Origin of the sequence: Paraburkholderia sp. RL18-085-BIA-A, from assembly GCF_046027075.1 — a bacterium.
Classification (GTDB): Bacteria; Pseudomonadota; Gammaproteobacteria; order Burkholderiales; family Burkholderiaceae; genus Paraburkholderia.
Map to the genome: position 1 here is coordinate 1 of NZ_JARESU010000031.1, position 19,353 is coordinate 19,353.

Below are 19,353 nucleotides of genomic sequence, written 5' to 3' on the forward strand. Positions count from 1 at the left end.
GCGCCGCGGCCGGCGCCGCCCCCCCCCCCGCGACCGTGGTGCTCGACTATGCGGGCGGCGCGCAGCTCGACGCGCTGTGCGCGGCGATCCATGCGCTGCGCCGTCAGGCGGGACGCGCGCTGAAGATCGTGGTGGTCGAACGCGGCGAGGTGCTGCGCCATCAATACGAGCTGCTGGTGCTGACGCTCGGCGCCAACCTCGTGCTCGGCCGCGATCTGCCGTTCTCGCGGATGCAGTCGCTGCTGCAATCGCTGCAAGGGCAACTCCACACGCGGCCGGTCGCCGCCGACTATCGCGCCGCGCTCAGCGCCGCGCTGAGCGACGCCGTGCTCGGCTACCTGCCGCCCGCCGCGTTCTGCGAGCGGGTGCGCACCGTGCTCGAACGCAGCGCGATGCTGCAATTGCCGCACGTGCTCGTCAAGCTGACCCTGCTGCCGCAGTGCGCGCACGTGGACGCGCTGAGGCACTGCGTGCCACGCCGGGCGGGCGACGTGTACACGGCCGATGCGGCGCACCTGTACGTGTTCCTGTTCGCGTGCCGGCTGGCCGACGCGGATGCGGCGCTCGCGCGCATCTTCGACGTGCCGGTCGAGGGGATTGCGCAAACGCTCGTGCATCTGGCGGAAGAGCGCATCGGCGCTGAGCTCGATGCGCTGCAAGCGGCGAACCGGCGCGCGCGCATTGCCGACTACAGCGATCTGTTCGCGCTGCCGGAGCGGGGGAAACTGGGGGAGGGGCGTGCGCAAGCTGGGGGCGTTGAAGGCGAAGCGTCGCGAGATGGGGTGCTGTCCGCTGCGGTGCAACTAGCGACGCTGGACGAGGAGTTGAGTCGCGCGCGTGCCGAGGCTGACGAAGCGGTCGCGGTTAATGACGCTGCGCAAGCCGAAAACGGCACAAGCGGCACGAACGCCACGAACGACGAAGCAACCAAAGCCGTTAAAGCATCCACGCGCGACGACCCGCCTGGTGGCCTGACGCCGCAGCAAGGCTCGACGCAACAGCAACCCCAAGCCACGCCACACACCGCCACCCTACGCGCGCCGCCGCGACACCGCCGCGCCGAACCTCACGCGATGCCGGTGCGCAACAAGGAGAGCGACTGATGGAATTCCTGCTGACGTACTTTGCGATCGGCCTGATCCTCGCGGTCCCGGTGTGGATCGTCTGGCAGCGCGCCGGTTCGCGCCGCGGGTTCACGGCGATGCGGGGCTTCGATCCGCGCGACGCCGTGCGCTGCGACATCGAACCAGTCGCGTTGCGCGCCCGCCTGTTGCCCGACACGCAGTCTATCGACGTGGCCACGCGATGAAAACGGTCGCCGTCGTCTCCACCGCGGGCGGCACGGGCCGCACCACGCTGAGTGCCGCGCTCGCGGTGTTGCTCGCGCGGCGCGGCCGCCAGGTGGTCGCGCTCGATCTCGATCCCCAAAACATGCTCGGCGCGCATCTCGGCATCGACGGGCTCGCGCCGGCGGGCATCGCGCAAGCGCTGCTCGACGACACCGTCGCGTGGCACACGCATACGTGGCGCAATGCCGAGGGCGTGCTGTTCGTGCCTTACGGCGCGGTGTCGCTCGCGCAGGACGCGCGCTGCGATGCGCGCCTTGCCGCCGAGCCGCAATGGCTCGCGAATGCGCTCGCGCAGCTCGATCTGCCGTCCGACGGCGTCGTGCTGATCGACACGGCGCGCTATCCGTCGCAGCAAGCCGCGCAGGCGGTGCGCTGCGCCGACCTGGTGTTGTGCGTGACGCCGCCCGAACCGGCCGCGTGTGCGACGCTGGTCGCGCGGCTCGATGGCTTGCGGCGCGACGGCGCGAATCTGCGGATCATCGTGAACCGGCTGAACCCAGCGCGCGATATGCAGCGCGACGTGCTCGCGATGCTCGCGGCGGCGCTCGGCGACGGTGTGCCGCTCGCGCAGCGCGTGCATCTGGACGTGGCGCTGCCGGAGTCGTTCGCGCGCGGCACGTGGCTCTTCGACGATGCGCCGCATTCGCAGGCCTCGCACGATCTGCATGGTCTGGCGAACTGGGTCGACGCGTGGGTCGCCGGCGCGCCGTTGACGGCCGCGCGCCGTCATGGTGAACCGACATGAGCGAGCCGATGCGCGAAGCGCCTGGTAGCGAGCCGATGAGTGGGCGTGATAGTGGGCAACGTCGCGAGCCTACGAGGGTGCCCACGAGCGGCCCCAGAAGCGAGCCTGCAGGCGAACTCACCACTGAGCCCGCGCGCGAACCGGGAACCCCCGCGCACGCCTCCCGCACGCCGCGCCAGCGCATGCTCGACTGGCTCGCTCACGGCCTCGGCGTACCCGCGAGCCGCACGCCGCTCGACTGGTTCGTGCGCCTGTTCTTCAAGCCTCCGCGTCCCGGCAAGCCCGACTACGCGCGTCGCTGGATCCGGGCCGCCGTGCTGCATCTGGCGCTGCAATGGGGCGTGCTCGAACCGCATCGTTTGCGCGCGTGGCTGTGGCGCGCGTTCGTTCGTGCGCCGCGCTTGCCCGAGCAGAGCGGCGCGGCGCAAGTGCGCGCGGTGCTGGGCTGGATCGACCGCTGGCTGGTGCCGCTGCTATTGCGCTGGCGACGCCTGCGCCGCCGCGTAGAGGCGCTGCTGCCGACCCTGCCGTGGCAACGCTGGGGCATGCGACTCGAAGCGGGCGCGCAGCACCTCGGCCACATTCGCTGGCTGCTGCCCATTCTCGTGGCGGCGGGCGCGGGCTTGTGGACGCTGATCGGCACGTCGCCGCTGGCCCCGGAAGGTCAGTTCGAATTCTTCGCGGTGCTGGTGGCCGTCGCGCTTTTCATACGGCGCTTTCCCGGCCGCATGCCGGTGCTGATCCTCACGACGATCGCGCTGCTCGCGATGGCGCGCTATGTATGGTGGCGCGTGACGCAGACGCTGTCGTTCGAGACGCCCGGCGAGGCGATCCTCGGTTATCTGCTGTTCGGCGCCGAAGCCTATACGTGGATCATTCTGCTGCTCGGCTTCGTGCAGACCGCATGGCCGCTCGATCGCGCGGTCGCCGAACTGCCCGCCGACACCGCGAGCTGGCCGAGCGTCGACATCTATATTCCGACCTACAACGAGCCGCTGTCGGTGGTGCGCCCGACCGTGTTCGCCGCGCAAGGCATCGACTGGCCGGCCGACAGGCTGCGCGTGTATCTGCTCGACGACGGCCATCGCGAGGAGTTCAGACAGTTCGCGCGCGAGGCCGGCATCGGCTACATCACGCGCGACGACAATCGTCATGCGAAGGCGGGCAACATCAACCGCGCGCTGGAAAAGACGCATGGCGAGTACATCGCGATCTTCGACTGCGATCACGTGCCGACGCGCTCGTTCCTGCAAACCACGATGGGCACTTTCCTGCGCGACGCCCGGTGCGCGATGGTGCAGACCCCGCATCATTTCTTCTCGCCCGATCCGTTCGAGCGCAACCTCGGCACGTTCCGCCGCGTGCCCAACGAAGGCAACCTGTTCTACGGGCTCGTGCAGTCCGGCAACGATCTGTGGAACGCGTCGTTCTTCTGCGGCTCGTGCGCGGTGATCAAGCGCACGGCGCTCGAGGAAGTGGGCGGCGTCGCGGTGGAGACCGTCACCGAAGACGCGCACACCGCGCTCAAGCTGCACCGGCGCGGCTATAAGACCGCCTATCTGCCGACCGTGCAGGCCGCCGGCCTCGCCACCGAAAGCCTCGCCAGCCACATCAAACAGCGCACGCGCTGGGCGCGCGGCATGGCGCAGATTTTCCGCATCGATAATCCGTTTCTCGGCCGCGGCCTCAGCTTCTTCCAGCGGCTGTGCTACGGCAACGCAATGCTGCATTTCTTCTACGGCGTGCCGCGGCTCATCTTCCTGACCATGCCGATGGCGTACCTGTTCTTCCAGATGTATTTCATCAACGCATCGGCGACCACCATAGCCGGCTTCGTGCTGCCGTACATCGTGCTCGCCAACATCGCGAACTCGCGGATGCAGGGCAGATTCCGCCACTCGTTCTGGGCCGAAGTGTATGAATCGGTGCTCGCGTGGTACATCGCGCTGCCGACCACCATCGCCTTTTTCAGCCCGAAGCACGGCAAATTCAACGTGACCGACAAAGGCGGGCGCATCGACGAAGGCTACTTCGACTGGGCGGTGTCGAAACCGTATCTGGTGCTGCTCGGCCTGAACGCGTGCGCGCTGATGGCCGGCGTGTACCGGCTGACGTTCGGGCAGGGTGGCGAAACCCCGACGATCCTGATGAACGTGTTCTGGACGCTCTATAACCTCGTGATGCTCGGCGCGGCGGCGAGCGTGGCGCGCGAGGCGAAGCAGGTGCGCGTCACGCACCGCATCGCAATGCGCGCGGCGGCCACCTTGCTGCTCGCGGACGGCACCACGGTCGCGTGCACCACCAGCGACTATTCGACCGGCGGTCTCGGTCTCGAAGTCGACCCGGAACTAAAGCTCGCGCCAGGCGACAGCCTTGGCGTGTGCTTAAGCCGTGGCGATCGGCAATTCCATTTCCCGGTGCACGTGAGCCGTTTTGTCGGCAAGCACCTGGGCGTGCGTTTCGACGGGCTGACGCTCGAACAGGAACGGCAGATGGTGCAATGCACGTTCGGCCGCGCCGACGCGTGGCTCGACTGGGGCGAGCAAACCGTCGAGGACACGCCGCTGCGCGGCCTGAAGGGCGTGGTGACGATGGGCATCGAAGGTTATTCGAGGCTGCTGAGCGGTGTGCTGCGCGCGTGCCAGTCGCTGTTCGCGCTGGACCGTACCCGCTATTAACGCCGGTGGCGCGCGCGCCCGGCCAATGAGAGAACTTCGTTCATGACTGTGTGGAACCTGTACTTCATCATCAAGCTGTACCTGTACGCGGGCGGGCATCTGCAGCCGCTGTGGCTGGCCAATCTCGGCTTTGCGCTGATGTTGGCGGCGAGCGCGACGCTGCGTCATCGCGTGCTGCGCGTGTTGCGCAACCTGCTCGGACTCGCGATCGGCGTCCCGTTGATGTACCACGAAGCGAACGTCCCGCCGTTCTCGCGTCTGACCGAGGAGTTCGGCAATCTCACGACGTTCAGCTTCGGCTACTGGCTCGAACTCGCGCAGCGTTTCTTGCCGCCGATGCTGCTGCTCGGCGCGCTCGGCGGACTGGTCGCTTATCTGATCGTGAACCGCTGGTTGCGCGTCGCGACGTTCGTGCTGCTCGCGCTGATCGCGATTCCGCTGTGGCATGAGGGCAGCACGGTGCTCGCGCAACTGCGCAGCGCGCCTGACGCGGCCGCGGCCGGATCGGGCAATGCGCTGGCCGCGCAGCCGCTCGACCATAACGCGGCGCTCGCCGCATTTCGCACCCAGGAGTCGCAGCGTCAGGTGACGTTCGGTCACCTCGGCACCGATCCGAACACGCAGTTCGCCGTGATCGTGCTGCATATCTGCTCGCTGTCGTGGGACGACCTCGACGCGGTGAAAGCGCGCAATCATCCGATGCTGAGCCATTTCGACTATCTGTTCACGAACTTCAGCACGGCGGCGAGCTATAGCGGACCGGCTGCGATTCGCGTGCTGCGCGCGAGCTGCGGGCAGGAGGCGCACGCGGACCTCTACAAGGACGCGCCGCAGCAGTGCCATTTGCTGGCCGATCTCGCGCAGGCCGGCTACACGCCGCAGACGATGCTGAACCACGACGGCCACTTCGACAACTTCCTGCAACTGGTGCACGACAACGCCGGTGTGCCGAACGTGCCGATGATTTCCAATACCAGCGTGCCGGTCGCGATGCATGCGTTCGACGGCTCGGCGATTCGCGATGACTACGCGACCCTCGCCAACTGGTATGCGCAGCGCGCCGGCACGCCGGGGCCGGTCGCGCTGTACTACAACACGATCAGCCTGCACGACGGCAATCGGCTGCCGAACAGCAATCTGTCGAGCATCGATTCGTACCCGCAGCGCGTGAACAAGCTGATGAGCGACTTCGACCGCTTTGCGGATCTGATCGCGGCATCGGGCCGGCGCGCGGTGATCGTGTTCGTGCCGGAACACGGCGCGGCCTTGCGAGGTGACGCGAACCAGGTGGCGGGCTTGCGCGAAATTCCGACGCCGCGCATCGTGCACGGACCGGTGGGTGTGCGGCTGGTCGGCTTCCAGGGCAATCATGGGCCGACCACGGTGATCGACAATCCGACCAGCTTCCTCGCGATCGCGCAATTGCTGTCGAACCTCGTGTCGAACAGTCCGTTCAAGCCGGGCGTGACCTTGTCGCAGTACGCAACGAATTTGCCGCAAACGCAGATGGTCGGCGAAAACGAAGGGACGGTGACGATGAAGACCGCGTCCGGCTATGTGGTGAAGACGCCGGATGGCGTGTGGGTGGACGGCAGATGACGCAGACTGAATTGACCCAGGCAGCCGTGAAGGCCGACGCAGGGACCGCAGCAGACGTGGCTTCGATAGCGGCATCGAAAGCGACTGCGAAAGCGGTGGGAAAAACTGCCGCGAATATCGCTCCGAGCGCGGGCGGCTGGCCGGTGGACGACATCACCGGCCTCGCGCGCCGTTTGCCCGAGGTCGATCCCGCGAACTATTTCGACGGTCAGGCGAAGGAGTCGTTTCAGCAGTCGCTGATCAAGTGGCCGGTGCTAGCACGGCTGATGAATCTCCTGCCGGCGGATGAAGCTAGCGTGCCCGTCGAGCGCAATCCGGCGCAGAAGCAGGAAGTCGAATAAGGGCTGTTTGACCAACAAAGCGAACGCAGCGGAAGGCAACGGCTTCATCCGCGCCTTCGCCGCAACGCGTCGCCATCAGCGCAACTGCGTGACCGCGAGCAGCAGCACCATGCTGCCGATCGCGCCATCGAGCACACGCCACGCGCTCGCACGGCGAAACAGCGGCGCCAGCATGCGCGCCCCGTAACCCAAACCGACAAACCAGATCCCGCTGACCGCCATCGCGCCGAGCGCGAACGCGACCCGTGCGCCTTGCGGCTCGCGTGCGCCCGCCGTGCCGATCAGCAGGAAGGTGTCGAGATACACGTGCGGATTGAGCCATGTGAAGGCAAGCGTCATCAGGATGATCGGCAGCGCGCGCTGGGTGGGCGCCACGCCGCTCGCGGTAGCGTCCAGCACCGCGTGCCCCGGACGCACCGCGCGGCGCAGCGCATTGATGCCGAACCATGCGAGATACGCGAGCCCGACATACAGCATTGCATGGACGAACACCGGGTAGCGTTCCACCAGCACCGACGCGCCGCCGACGCCCGCGCCGATCAGAATGAAGTCCGACAGCGCGCATAGCGCGACGATCTTGCCGACATGCGAGCGCATGATGCCCTGGCGCAGCACGAAGGCGTTTTGCGCGCCGATGGTCACGATCAGCGATGCGCACAGGGCTGCGCCGTGGGAAAAAGACAGCCAGTTCATAAACGGTCCAGTAGACGGAAGAAGCGAACGGGTCTAGTCTGCGGTTTTGCGGCTCATAAGAGAAGCTAATTTACTTAATGCCGATTAAGGAACGCTAATGCTCGACTACGCCTTGCTCGACGCGCTGGCCGCCGTGGTGCGCCACGGCTCGTTCGACCGCGCGGCCAGCGAACTGAATGTTACGCCGTCGGCGGTGTCGCAACGGGTCAAACTGCTGGAGGAGCGGGTCGGCAGCGTGCTCGTGAAACGCGGCCAGCCGTGCGTCGCGACCACCTCGGGCGCGCTGCTGTGCCGCCATACCGAACGCGTGCAACTGCTCGAAGCCGAGCTGAACGGCCGCCTGCCGGCGCTGCCGGGCGCACTCGTCGAGCCGTGGCCGGCGCTGCGCGTGGCGATCAACGACGACAGCGTCGGCACCTGGTTCATCGACGCGGTGGCGCCATTTTGCGTCGAGCGCGAGATGCTGCTCGATCTGGTGATCGACGATCAGGACTACACCGCGGAGCGGATCCGCGACGGCAGCGTGCAAGGCGCGGTCACCACGCAGGCCGAACCGGTGCAGGGTTGCCGCTCCACGCGGCTCGGCAGGATGCGCTATCTGGCGGTTTGCTCGCCGGCGTTTCGTGAGCGTTACTTCGCCGACGGGGTCACGCGCGAGAATTTGCGGCACACGCCGTGCGTCGACTTCAATCCGAAGGATCAGTTGCAAAAGCGCTTCATGCGCCGCATCACGCGAGCCGAGGTCGATCCGCCGCTGCACTGGATTCCGCATGTCGCCGGTTTCTTGCGGGCCTGCGTGACGGGGCTCGGCTGGGGCATGTGTCCCGAACGGATGGTCGCCGCGCATCTGGCGAGCGGCGAACTGGTGGAGATGGCGCCGGGCAAGCCTATCGATGTCGATCTGTATTGGCAGAGCTGGCGTTTGTCGATCGGCTGGCTCGACGACTTCGGCGCGGTGCTGCGCAAGCGGGCGGCGGACTTTCTCGACTGAAGCCGCGCGGGCGCTGGCGATCGGTTTTCCGGTCCGCGCGCGCCGTTATTAAAGCAGCAACTCGATCGAATGAAACAGCCGGCGCTGCTCCGGATCTTGCGAGCGCGCCCCTTCGTCGATCGCTTCCCGCAGACAGTCGAGAAAGCACGCGGCCGCCGGACTGGTCGGCGCGCCACGCCGTGACGTGATGCTGACGATGGTTTCATCGACCGTCTCGCGCAGCGGCAGCGCCCACAGGTTCTCCTTCGCGAGCGTCACTTCGACGAGCGGCCACGGAAAGATGCTCAACATGTCCGTATGCGCGAGCAGCCCCAGCACGACCGCCAGCGAATGCGCGAGATGAATCGTGTGCGGCACGCGCATGCCGCGCTTGCGGAACAGGTTGTCGGAGATCGACTCGCGGCTCGCCGGGTCCCAGTTCAGCACCCATTCCGCGTCTTCCAGTTCGAGCAGCGTGCGGCAACCGGCCTTCGGATGATCGCGCCGCGCGACCACCGCCGAATGCGTTGAAAAGAGCGGCACGTTGTGAAACTCCGATTGCGGCGACGCGGGCGGCGGCCGGCCAATCGAAAAATCGAGGCTGCCGTCGCGCAGGCGCGGCTGCACGACGCCGAGCAGGCCTTCGAAGAATTCCAGTTGCACTTCCGGCATGTGCTGCCGGAACCGCTGCACGGTGGGCGGCAAAAAGGTCAGCGCGACCCACGGCGTGACGCCGATCGACAGCTTGCCGGCGGCCGCGCCGCGCAGCGCTTCGATCTCGGCTTGCGCGCGCTGCAATTGCCCCAGCACCAGCCGCGCATGCACGACCAGCGCGCGGCCGAACTCGGTGAACGCGACACCGCTCGCGCTGCGCACCACCAGCGGCGCGTGCAGATCGGCTTCCAGTTCGCGCATCGCCTTGGTCACGGCGGCCGGCGAGAGTCCCAGGGTGCGGGCCGCAGCCCGGATACTTCCGGTATCCGCGATGGCCGCCAAGGTGCTGAGTTGATGCAGTTTCATCGGATGAGGCGGGAGTGGGGTGGCAACCAGGAGTTGCTGCCGCAACGATTCTACGCCTGCCGCTGGAAAATCGGCGTCGTTATGCTGGGTTCACGCTTTCATAGACGGAGACGATACGTGAACACCATGGCCATTCCGGCGGGCATCGCCGAACTCGAAGACGAAATGATCGCGCTGCGCCGCCGCATCCATGCGCAGCCGGAGCTGGCTTACGAGGAGTTCGCCACCGGCGACCTGGTCGCCGAATGCCTGCAAAAGTGGGGCTACACGGTGCATCGCGGTCTCGGGCAAACGGGCGTGGTCGGTCAGTTGAAGGTGGGCAACGGCACGCGCAAGCTGGGCTTGCGCGCCGACATGGACGCGCTGCCGATTCACGAAACCACCGGCTTGCCGTACGCGAGCAAGGTGCCCGGCAAGATGCACGCATGCGGCCACGACGGCCATACCGCGATGCTGCTGGCCGCCGCCAAACATCTCGCGCAGGAAAAGGGCTTTGACGGCACGCTGAATCTGATTTTTCAGCCCGCCGAAGAAGGCGAGGCCGGCGCGAAACAAATGCTCGAAGACGGCCTGTTCGAACAGTTTCCGTGCGACGCCGTATTCGCGATGCACAACATGCCGGGCTTCCCGACTGGCAAGTTCGGCTTCCTGCCGGGCTCGTTCATGGCTTCGTCGGATACGGTGATCATCAAGGTGACCGGACGCGGCGGCCACGGCGCGGTGCCGCACAAGGCCATCGATCCGGTGGTGGTGTGCGCGCAGATCGTGCTGGCCTTGCAGTCGATCGTGTCGCGCAACATCGCGCCGCTCGACATGGCGATCATCACCGTCGGCGCGATCCACGCGGGCGAAGCGCCCAACGTGATTCCGGAGACCGCCGAGATGCGCCTGTCGGTGCGCGCGCTGAAACCCGAGGTGCGCGACTACCTGCAGGAGCGCATCACGGCCGTGGCCACCGGCCAGGCGGCGGTGTACGGCGCGCGGGCCGAGGTGGATTATCAGCGCCGCTATCCAGTGCTCGTCAACGATGCGCAGATGACCGGCCTCGCGCGCGAGGTCGCGCTCGACTGGCTCGGTGAAGACGGGCTGATCGCGGACATGCAGCCGCTCACCGGCAGCGAGGACTTCGCGTTCCTGCTCGAACGTTGTCCCGGCAGTTATCTGATCATCGGCAATGGCGACGGCGAGGGCGGCTGCATGGTCCACAACCCGGGCTACGACTTCAACGACGATTGCCTCGCGACCGGCGCGGCCTATTGGGTGAGACTCGCGCAGACGTTTCTGGTCTGACGCGCAGCAGAGCATGCGATAGCGAGCGGCACCGCGCGCCGCGCCGCGCCGCGTCAGCAGCCAGCACATCACGGAGAGAGACAAATGGACTATTCCGCCACACCGCAACCCGCGGGCGCCGACGCGCTCGGCAGGCAGAGCGTAGCGAACGCACCGCAGACCGCCCAGCCGGCCGCGCGCATGCACCACGCGAAAGCGATTGCCGCGATCACGCTCGGCAACGGTCTGGAGTTTTTCGACTTCACGATCTACAGCTTCTTCGCGACGATCATCGGCAAGCTGTATTTCCCGGTGGAAGGCCAGCTCGCGCAATTGATGCTGGCGGTCGGCACGTTCGGCGTCGGTTTCATCATGCGTCCGGTGGGCGGCGTGGTGCTCGGCGCGTATGCCGATCGCGCGGGCCGCAAGGCCGCGATGAGTCTGACGCTGTGGCTGATGACGCTCGGCTCGGCGCTGATCGCGTTCGCGCCGACCTATGCGACGATCGGCCTCGCCGCGCCGCTGCTGGTGATTCTCGCGCGGCTGGTTCAGGGTTTCGCGCTGGGCGGCGAAGTCGGCGCGTCGACCTCGCTGTTGCTGGAGTACGGCAGCGACAGAACGCGCGGGTTCTATGGCAGCTGGCAGTTCGTGAGCCAGGGCTTGAACACGGTGTGCGGGTCGCTGCTCGGGGTCGTGCTGGCGGCGTCGCTGTCGAGCGCCGCGCTGGAAAGCTGGGGCTGGCGCGTGCCGTTTGTGATCGGCATGGCGATGGGGCCGATCGGGATTTATATCCGGCGTCATCTGGACGAAACGCTGCCGGGCATCGAGGACGGCGGGACGTCTCAAGCGGCGGCCGATGTGCCCGTTTCGCAGCCGGTGCGCCGACTGTTTCGCGACCATGCCCGCGTCATCACGATGGGTGTGCTGACGACGATCGGCGGCACCGCGGCGAACTACATCGTGCTGTTTTATCTGTCCACCTACGCGATCCGTATCCTGCATCTGCCGATGTCGTCGGCGTTGTGGGCGGCGTGGACCGCGGCGGTGGTGACGGTGATCTGCTCGCCGTTCGCGGGGACTCTGTCCGATCGCGTCGGACGCAAACGCGTGTTGTGGGTGTCGCGGGTGTTGCTGATCGTCGCGGTGTATCCCGCTTTCATGATCATCAATGCCGTGCCGACCGTGCCGGTTTTGTTGTCGGTGGTGGCGGCGCTCGGGGTGCTGGTCGCGTTTACCGCCGTGCCTAATATCGTCATGCTGCCGGAGATGTTTCCGCGCGCGATTCGCGCGACCGGCATGTCGATTGTCTATTGCCTCGGGGTGTCGATTTTCGGTGGATTCGCGCAGTTCTTCGCGACGTGGTTGATCCAGATTTCGGGCAGCAATCTCGCGCCGGCCTGGTATCTGATCGGCTGCGGGCTGGTGTCGTTGCTGCCGTTGCCGTGGATGCGCGAGACGGCGGGGCGGCCGATTGATTGAGGTGCAGGCAGGCGAGGGCGGCGCAAGGTTCGCGCTGCTGCTCGCGCTGTTCGTACTGACGGACCGGCCACAATGGAAAAGAGGCGCGATAAGTTTTTATCGCGCCTCTTTGCATGTGCGGCGACGAGCCGTTGCGGTTACTTGCCCGCGCTCACCTCGCCGCCGATTTCCCGCCATCGGCCACCGGCGCATCACCGCCCGCCGCCGCCGCATCGCGCGTCTCGGGCATTGCCGCCCACACCAGCAGCACAGCCAGCGCACCCGCGGCAGCCAGGCCGAAGAAGCTGATTGCATTGCCGAAATGATCCGCGACGAAGCCCGCGGCGGTTGTGCTCAACGTGGCCCCGATCCCCGCCGCCAGGCCGAACAGTCCGATACACAGGTTGTAGCGGCCCTTGTCGCCGGCGACGTCGGCGGCGATCAGCGGCAGCATCACGCCGAACACGGCGGCGCTCAAACCGTCCAGCATCTGCACCGGCACCAGCAAGTAAGGGCTGCTGATTCCGGCGAACAGCAACGCGCGGATCGGCAACGCCGAAAATCCGAGCAGCAGGATCGGCCGTCGGCCCCAGCGTTCCGCCGAGCGTCCGACCCACGGCGACATCATCGCGACGATCGCTTGCGGCACGATGATGCACGCCGCGATTACGAGCTGAACGTTGTCGCCCATGCCGGCTGTCACTTCGCCCGCCGCCAGGTTCAGCATCGCCGCGTTCGACAGGTGGAACAGCACGATGCACGCCGCGAACAGCAGCATCCGCTTGTCGCGCAGCAGCTCGCGCAGGCTCTCGCGCCGTTCGAGCTGCTGCGGCGTCGGCGCGGTTTTCGGCAACTCCACGGTGTCGGTGCGCTGGATCATCGTCAGCGCGATCAGTGCGGGCACCGCGAGTCCGGCGGTCAGCCAGAACACGGCGCGCGGCGAATAGTATTCGCCGAACAGACCCATCAGGCCGGCCGCCACCGCGCTGCCGATCGACGCCCAGCGCGCGTTGCGACCTAGCCGGTCGCCGAGATTCGCGCGTCCCACCAGCGCGAACGAGATCGCGGCGAGCGCCGGCGTCAGCATGCAACTGGCGAAGCCGTGGAACACCTCGGCGGCGATCACCGGCAGCACGGTCGGACTGGCGGCCAGCAGCACCGCGCTCAGGATGATCGCGATGATCGCCCACGCGGCCGCGGCCTTCTTGTTGCGCAACGCGTCGACGGCGGCGCCGCCGGGCACCTGGCTCACCATCGCGCTGATGGTGCCGACCGACAGCGCCATGCCGATCTCGCCCTGGGTCCACTTATGCGACGCGAGATACGACGCGATGAACGGCCCGAAGCCAGTCTGCACGTTGGCAACGAAGAAATTCAGCCAATCGAGCGCGCGCAGACTGCGTGCCGTGACCAGAGTGCGGCCGATCATCGGGCCGCCCGTGCGTTGGAGACCGCGATGGCCGTCGACGGGCCGCCAGGCGCCGAAGCGGCGGCTGGCGCGGACGCGGGAGCCGCCGCGGGAGCGGGCGGCGGCGCCGGCGACACCGCGCGGATCGGTTTGTCGCTGGCGTAGAGCGGCGTGGCGTTGATCTGCGCGTCGCTCAGTTCGAGCAGCGGATGCAGCTCCTTGTCGCGCGTGACGAAGTGCAGCGCCGACCAGTTCGCGGCGATCGTGCGCCGTTCGGTGCTGACCATGCCGTTGACGTCGAGCACGACCGCCTGCGGCTGCGCATTGGCGTCGATCAGCACGTCGATCACGCGGCCGACCTTGGCGCCGTTCGAACGCTCGACGGTGGCGTCGATCAGCGGCAACTGCACGGCATTGGACTTGACCGCGCTGGCCGGCACGGCCCCGGCGTTGAGCATGATCGGCGCGGTCTTCGCGGTCGGCGTGAAGCGGAACGCGCTCCACGGGAAATTCACCTTGCGGTCGCCGACGCCGAGGAAGCCCTGCAGATTGACGACCATCTCGCGCGGCTTGCCGAGCGCGTCGGCGATCACGTCGACCGCGCGTCCGACCACTTTGCCGTCGGGCTTCTGCACTTCGCTATCGAGCAGCGCGCGCGCCTCGTTGCGCTCGATCGTGCGCAGCACGATCAGCGGCGGCGGCGGGGGTGGGGGCGGCGGCGGCGCGGGCGTGGCGACGGGCGGCGGAGGCTCGACCTTGTGCGGCTTCTCGACTGGCTTCTTCGGTTTCTTCGGCTGCTCGGGTTCATTCGCTTCGGCCTCGACCGGCTCGGGCGCGGAAGCCGCCACCGGCGCGCTGGCGGGTTCGACGGGCATGACCGTCGCGTCGACGATCGGCGCCTGCTGCGGGCCCCATAACAGGCTGCAGCCGGACAGCGCGAAGAGCGCGAACACAGCGAGAATCAGCACGCGCCAGGCAGGACGCGAAAAGCCGCCAGTCATCGGGAAAAACTCCATGGGCCGGTGCGGACGGGCGCAGAGTGCCGCCGCGGTTATCGAGGTACGGGCCAGAGTTTAACCCGCGACGTCGGGCGGCCCCGGTTTTCGCGGGCGATCCGGCTGCGCTCTGCAAGCACGCTTCATGCCCCGCGCGGGGTATGCGCCACGCGTTCGCCGCGCTTTGGGGCCCCTTTGCCTTCGCAGACAGTATGCCGCCCGCGAAACCGTCAGAAGCCTTTCACGTCTGCATGACAAACCGTAGGTGTAAACACGCGGCGCGCCGACGCGGTTTGCCGCCCCTGAACGATATAAGCGTCGCGACATGTCCGGCATGCCATCCATGCGATTGGAGCCATATCTGTGTTGCCCTACATTTCGAGGCAACAAGAAGAGATGCACCACACATTAAACCAACCCAACGAGACGAACCCTGACGACGGCCGAATCGACGGCCGTTTCAGCATGCTGATAAAGGAGGCACTCATCATGATGGAACCCCACGCCCAGGCGATTTCCGAAGTCGCGAACGAATCGTTCGACGCAAAGGGCTTACTCGACCGCTATTTCGACATCTCGTCGCGCGGCAGCACGCAGCGTCAGGAGATCGTCGCGGGCATCACGACCTTCCTTGCGATGGTCTACTCCGTGTTCGTGGTGCCGGGCATGTTCGGCAAAGCGGGCTTCGACACCAGCGCGGTATTCGTTGCCGTGTGCCTGACCACCGCGTTTGGCTCGCTGCTGATGGGCGTGTGGGCGCGCCTGCCGATCGCGATCGGCTGCGCGATTTCGCTGACCGCGTTCACCGCGTTCGGCCTCGTGCTCGGCAAGGGGCTGCATCCGAACGTCGCGCTCGGCGCGGTGTTCCTGATGGGCGTGGTGTTCACCGCGATCTCGGTGACAGGCGTGCGTTCCTGGATCCTGCGCAATCTGCCGACCGGCATCGCGCACGGCACGGGGATCGGCATCGGGCTGTTTCTGCTGTTGATCGCCGCCAACGACGTGGGGCTGGTCGTGAAGAATCCGGGCGCCGGACTGCCGGTGTCGCTCGGTCATATCACGGCGTTGCCGGCGCTGATGTCGGTAGCGGGACTCGGGGCGATTTTCGGGCTGGTGCGCCGCCGCGTGCCGGGCTCGATTCTGATCGTGATCGTCGCGATTTCGGCGATCGCGCTGGCGATCGATCCGGCTGTGTCGTTCCACGGCGTGTTCGCGGTGCCGTCGCTCAGCGCGCCGGGCCATGCGTCGCTGATCGGCGCGATGGACATCAAGGGCGCGCTGTCGATGGCGGTGCTGCCCAGCGTGCTCGCGCTCGTGATGACCGCCGTGTTCGACGCCACCGGCACGATTCGCGCGGTGGCCGGTCAAGCGGGCCAGCTCGATGAAAACGGCCGCATCATCAACGGCGGCCGGGCGCTGACGGCCGATTCGCTCAGCTCGATCTTCTCGGGACTGCTCGGCGGCGCGCCGGCGGCGGCGTATATCGAGTCGACGGTCGGCGTCGCGGCCGGCGCGAAGACCGGGCTGGCGGCGGCGGTGGTCGGGCTGCTGTTTCTCGTGGTGATGTTCTTCTCGCCGCTGGCCGGTCTCGTGCCTTCGTACGCGACGGCGCCGGCGCTGATGTACGTGGGGCTGCTGATGTTGTCGAACGTCAGCAAGCTCCATATGGACGACATGGTCGACGCGATGTCCGGGCTGATGTGCGCGGTGTTCATCGTGCTGACCGCGAACATCGTGACGGGCATCATGCTCGGCTTCGCGACGCTCGTGATCGGCCGTGTGGTGAGCGGCGAATATCGCAAGCTGAACGTGGGCACGGTCGTGATCGCTGTCGTGCTGGTGGGTTTCTATCTCGGCGGCTGGGCGATCTGATTTGCCGCTGAGGCTGCCCGGTTTGTGTCCGGGTATTGCTGAAACCTTGCTGGAATGCGGAGCGGGGCGGCGCGATGTTGGCCGCTTCGCGTGGCCGACGAGATGTCCTTGACATCCACCCGGACGGTTCTATACTTAACCTTATGGTTAAGTATAACGATGCGGTACTCGATCGCACCTTCGCCGCACTGTCGGACCCGACGCGGCGCGCGTTGCTCGCGCGGCTGTCGGAGCGCGAGCTGTCGGTCAGCGAACTCGCCGAGCCGTTTGCAATGTCGTTGCCCGCCGTGATGAAGCATCTCGACGTGCTGTGCGGGGCCGGTCTCATCACGCGCAACAAAACCGGCCGCACGGTCGCGTGCCGGCTGTGCGCCGGACCGATGGAGGAAGCCATGGAGTGGCTCGGCCGCTATCAGCGCTTCTGGTCCGAATCGTTCGACCGTCTTGCTGCGTTCGTCGAACAGGAGCCCGAGCCAGGTCTGCCGAGCCCAACCGCACCCGCCGGTGACATCCACGCGCCACCTCCGCCGGAGTCTCCGGCGCGCGGACGGCGACGCCGCAATGGATGACGCGGATGCATCCGCGCGGCGTCGAACCGGTCCGCAGGCAACGGATGTGCGGTGGCGATCGCCTCGGCTTAACCGACAAGTTCGATCCGCTGGAAGCGTGAGGTAGTCCGAGATCGTTCGAACTGCTTCGGATTCTTTCGAGTGCGCCTGATCGAGGCTGCACGATTGATCTTACGTCGCAGAAAAGGAGACGGATATGGACCCGCAACACCGCGTTGGTACGAGACAGGAATGGCTGGGCGCGAGCCGTGCGCTATTGGTCGAAGAGAAAGCGCACATGCGCGCAGGCGACGAACTCGCCCGCAAACGCCGTGCGCTGCCGTGGGTCAAGGTCGACAAGACCTACTGGTTTGATACGCCGCAGGGCCGCAAGACGCTTGCCGATCTGTTCGACGGCCGCAGCCAGCTGATCATCTATCACTTCATGATGGGCCCGGATTGGGAAGAGGGCTGTGTCGGCTGCTCGTTCCTGTCGGATCACATGAGCGGGATCGTCACGCATCTGGAGCATCACGACGTGTCGTACGTGACGGTATCGCACGCGCCGCTCGCGAAAATCGAGGCGTTCCGAAAGCGCATGGGGTGGGGCTTTCCATGGGTGTCGTCGAGCGGCAGCGATTTCAATTTCGACTACCACGTGTCGTTCACGCCGGAGCAGCTGGCCAGCAAGAAAGGCTTCTACAACTTCACCGAGCAGGATGTCGGCATCGACGAGCAACACGGCCACAGCGTGTTCTACAAGGACGGCAACGGCGACGTGTTCCACACGTATTCGTGCTATGGACGCGGCGACGAACGGTTCATCAACACGTACGCGCATCTGGACGTCACGCCGAAAGGCCGCAACGAGACCAGCAATCTGACCGACTGGGTCAAGCATCACGACCGGTACGAGGAGCAGAAGGGCGGCGCTTGCGCCGCGTGCGGTTCCTGAGCGATGCGGGGCGGCCTGACGTAAGGCGCAAGCGCAGAGGTTCTGGCAGGTGCTGGCGCCTCGTTGCGCCGCGCGTCGTGCGCTTCGCGTCAGAGCGCCATGTCGAAAGCGGGCTTGAGGAAAAATTCCATCGCCATCACGGCGAGGCCCATCGCGGCCGCGGCTAGCGTCAACACGCCGTACTCGTCGTAGCGTGAGTCGTACAGGCACGCCACAACGAACAGAATCGCCAGCAGGTTGGTCAGCCAATCGAAGTTCAGCGCGAAATCCATCGATAAATCCGGGCTCATGTGCGATCCGGAAGGTCGGATCGCACGGTCAGTTGAGCGGGATTTTATCGAGATGAGCTTACGGATCCGCAACGGCGGGGCTTACAGCGATTACGCCCCGAAGGAAGTCCCCTTGGGGGACGCCCCGAAGGAAGTCCCCTTGGGGGGCGCCCCGAAGGAAGCCGTCTCCGGCGTCATCATTTCCCGCTCGATCCACTCGATCACAGACGTGCGCCGCGGCTGCCACCCGAGCAGCTTGCGCGCTCGTTCGCCCCGCACACGGCTATTCGACCCGAGACCATACGACGCCATTTCATAGCCCCATTCCTTCTGCGCTTCATCGAGCGGCCAGTCTTGCGGCTCGCCGAGTTTCATCACGTGCGCGATGGCGGTGCTCATGTCGCGGAACGACGCCTCGCCGCTTTCGACGAAGTAGAACGTTGCTGCCGGCGTCTTTTCCAATGCGAGGCGATACAGTTCGGCGACGTCGTCGATGTGCACGTTCGACCAGATGTTGCCGCCGCTGCCGACATGGCGCACCACGCCGCTCTTTTGCGCCTGGCGCACGAGCCGCGGCAACTGCACGCTGGCGCTGCCCGCCACCGCGCCGTGACCGTAGATCAGCGTGTTGCACAGCACTGCCGCACGAATGTTCTGCTGCGCCGATTCGAGCACGAGCTGGTCGATCGCGACGCGCGCCGCCTTGTCGGCAGTCGGCGTCGGCAGCGCGTCCTCGTGGTAGATGCGGGCGTCGCCCGCCTCGCCGCCCGACGCATCGCCGACGATGCTCGAACCGCTCGTATGCAGGAACGGCTTGCCGGAGCCGGCGAGTCCTTCGATCAGCGCCTTCACGGCGCCTTCATGGTCGCTGCTCGCGGCGTTGATGACCGCGTCGGCGGCGTGTGCTTCGGTGATCAGCAATGCCCGGTCGTCCAGGGTGCCGATTACCGGCTCGATGCCGAGCTGTTGTAACTCGGCGCTTTGTTCGGGTTTGCGGATCAGGCCGCGCACCTGATGGCCGGCGCGCACGAGATGCGCCGCGATCGAACCGCCGATGAAACCGCTCGCGCCTGTGATGAAAATCTTCAAGACATACTCCTTAAGGGAAATAGCAACCATCCTTCATGGGACCGGAGTAAGTGCTTTGCATGGGCCCGGAGTAAGTGCTGAAGCACTAACTCCGG

At 66.3% G+C, this 19,353-nt stretch carries 18 protein-coding genes; 12 read left to right on the forward strand and 6 right to left on the reverse strand.

Annotation, left to right across the window (positions count from 1 at the left end; genetic code table 11):
- From bcsE to P0D89_RS21670, 6 genes are all read left to right on the forward strand, one after another.
- Positions 1-1,103: cellulose biosynthesis protein BcsE (bcsE, locus tag P0D89_RS21645; protein ID WP_408377174.1), on the forward strand; the 1,103-nt coding region annotated here is incomplete at its 5' end.
- Positions 1,103-1,309 carry a hypothetical protein gene (locus P0D89_RS21650; protein WP_408362831.1) on the forward strand — a complete coding sequence of 69 codons (207 nt, stop codon included), beginning with the start codon at positions 1,103-1,105 and terminating at the stop codon, positions 1,307-1,309. The genes bcsE and P0D89_RS21650, both read left to right, overlap by 1 nt.
- A complete protein-coding gene (bcsQ, locus tag P0D89_RS21655; protein ID WP_408362833.1) occupies positions 1,306-2,094 on the forward strand; it encodes a cellulose biosynthesis protein BcsQ in 789 nt (262 codons plus the stop codon). Before P0D89_RS21650 ends, bcsQ begins: the two co-directional genes overlap by 4 nt.
- A 182-nt stretch (positions 2,095-2,276) precedes the next feature.
- Positions 2,277-4,772, forward strand: coding sequence for a UDP-forming cellulose synthase catalytic subunit (bcsA, locus tag P0D89_RS21660; protein ID WP_408377197.1), 2,496 nt, complete (start codon positions 2,277-2,279; stop codon positions 4,770-4,772).
- A 42-nt stretch (positions 4,773-4,814) separates the two neighbouring features.
- Complete coding sequence (bcsG, locus tag P0D89_RS21665) at positions 4,815-6,371, forward strand: cellulose biosynthesis protein BcsG (protein ID WP_408377176.1); 1,557 nt, start codon at positions 4,815-4,817, stop codon at positions 6,369-6,371.
- The gene (locus tag P0D89_RS21670) at positions 6,368-6,712 is read left to right on the forward strand and encodes a hypothetical protein (RefSeq protein ID WP_408362837.1); all 345 of its coding nucleotides are present in this window, start codon (positions 6,368-6,370) and stop codon (positions 6,710-6,712) included. Before bcsG ends, P0D89_RS21670 begins: the two co-directional genes overlap by 4 nt.
- Before the next feature lie 75 nt (positions 6,713-6,787).
- Here P0D89_RS21670 and P0D89_RS21675 read toward each other — a convergent pair whose 3' ends face one another.
- Positions 6,788-7,405, reverse strand: coding sequence for a LysE/ArgO family amino acid transporter (locus tag P0D89_RS21675; protein ID WP_408362839.1), 618 nt, complete (start codon positions 7,403-7,405; stop codon positions 6,788-6,790).
- A 97-nt stretch (positions 7,406-7,502) separates the two neighbouring features.
- On the opposite strand from P0D89_RS21675, the gene P0D89_RS21680 reads away from it, so the two are divergent.
- Positions 7,503-8,396 (forward strand): LysR family transcriptional regulator ArgP, encoded by an 894-nt coding sequence (locus P0D89_RS21680; RefSeq protein ID WP_408362841.1) that lies wholly within the window; start codon positions 7,503-7,505, stop codon positions 8,394-8,396.
- 48 nt (positions 8,397-8,444) lie between these two features.
- Here the strand turns inward: P0D89_RS21680 and P0D89_RS21685 are convergent, their stop codons facing one another.
- On the reverse strand, positions 8,445-9,395 hold the full coding sequence (locus P0D89_RS21685; protein WP_408362843.1) for a LysR substrate-binding domain-containing protein: 951 nt from the start codon (positions 9,393-9,395) through the stop codon (positions 8,445-8,447).
- A gap of 117 nt (positions 9,396-9,512) precedes the next feature.
- On the opposite strand from P0D89_RS21685, the gene P0D89_RS21690 reads away from it, so the two are divergent.
- Complete coding sequence (locus P0D89_RS21690) at positions 9,513-10,685, forward strand: M20 aminoacylase family protein (RefSeq protein ID WP_408362845.1); 1,173 nt, start codon at positions 9,513-9,515, stop codon at positions 10,683-10,685.
- An 84-nt stretch (positions 10,686-10,769) separates the two neighbouring features.
- Complete coding sequence (locus P0D89_RS21695; protein ID WP_408362847.1) at positions 10,770-12,143, forward strand: MFS transporter; 1,374 nt, start codon at positions 10,770-10,772, stop codon at positions 12,141-12,143.
- 151 nt (positions 12,144-12,294) lie between these two features.
- On the opposite strand, the gene P0D89_RS21700 is transcribed toward P0D89_RS21695, so the two are convergent.
- Positions 12,295-13,551 carry an MFS transporter gene (locus tag P0D89_RS21700; protein ID WP_408362849.1) on the reverse strand — a complete coding sequence of 419 codons (1,257 nt, stop codon included), beginning with the start codon at positions 13,549-13,551 and terminating at the stop codon, positions 12,295-12,297.
- Complete coding sequence (locus P0D89_RS21705; RefSeq protein WP_408362851.1) at positions 13,548-14,531, reverse strand: PRC-barrel domain containing protein; 984 nt, start codon at positions 14,529-14,531, stop codon at positions 13,548-13,550. Before P0D89_RS21705 ends, P0D89_RS21700 begins: the two co-directional genes overlap by 4 nt.
- 483 nt (positions 14,532-15,014) lie before the next feature.
- On the opposite strand from P0D89_RS21705, the gene P0D89_RS21710 reads away from it, so the two are divergent.
- The 3 genes from P0D89_RS21710 to P0D89_RS21720 all read left to right on the forward strand — a co-directional run bounded on the left by P0D89_RS21710 (position 15,015) and on the right by P0D89_RS21720 (position 17,900).
- On the forward strand, positions 15,015-16,397 hold the full coding sequence (locus P0D89_RS21710; protein ID WP_408362853.1) for an NCS2 family permease: 1,383 nt from the start codon (positions 15,015-15,017) through the stop codon (positions 16,395-16,397).
- 143 nt (positions 16,398-16,540) lie between these two features.
- Positions 16,541-16,966: an ArsR/SmtB family transcription factor gene (locus tag P0D89_RS21715; RefSeq protein ID WP_408362855.1), complete on the forward strand. Its 426-nt coding sequence runs from the start codon at positions 16,541-16,543 to the stop codon at positions 16,964-16,966.
- Between the two features lie 196 nt (positions 16,967-17,162).
- Positions 17,163-17,900, forward strand: a complete 738-nt coding sequence (locus P0D89_RS21720) for a DUF899 domain-containing protein (RefSeq protein WP_408362857.1) — start codon at positions 17,163-17,165, stop codon at positions 17,898-17,900.
- 89 nt (positions 17,901-17,989) lie between these two features.
- Here P0D89_RS21720 and P0D89_RS21725 read toward each other — a convergent pair whose 3' ends face one another.
- Together P0D89_RS21725 and P0D89_RS21730 are read right to left on the reverse strand one after the other, a co-directional pair.
- Positions 17,990-18,172 carry a hypothetical protein gene (locus tag P0D89_RS21725; RefSeq protein WP_149672812.1) on the reverse strand — a complete coding sequence of 61 codons (183 nt, stop codon included), beginning with the start codon at positions 18,170-18,172 and terminating at the stop codon, positions 17,990-17,992.
- Positions 18,173-18,280: 108 nt separating this feature from the next.
- Positions 18,281-19,258: an NAD-dependent epimerase/dehydratase family protein gene (locus P0D89_RS21730; RefSeq protein WP_408362859.1), complete on the reverse strand. Its 978-nt coding sequence runs from the start codon at positions 19,256-19,258 to the stop codon at positions 18,281-18,283.
- Between the last annotated feature and the right edge of the window lie 95 nt (positions 19,259-19,353).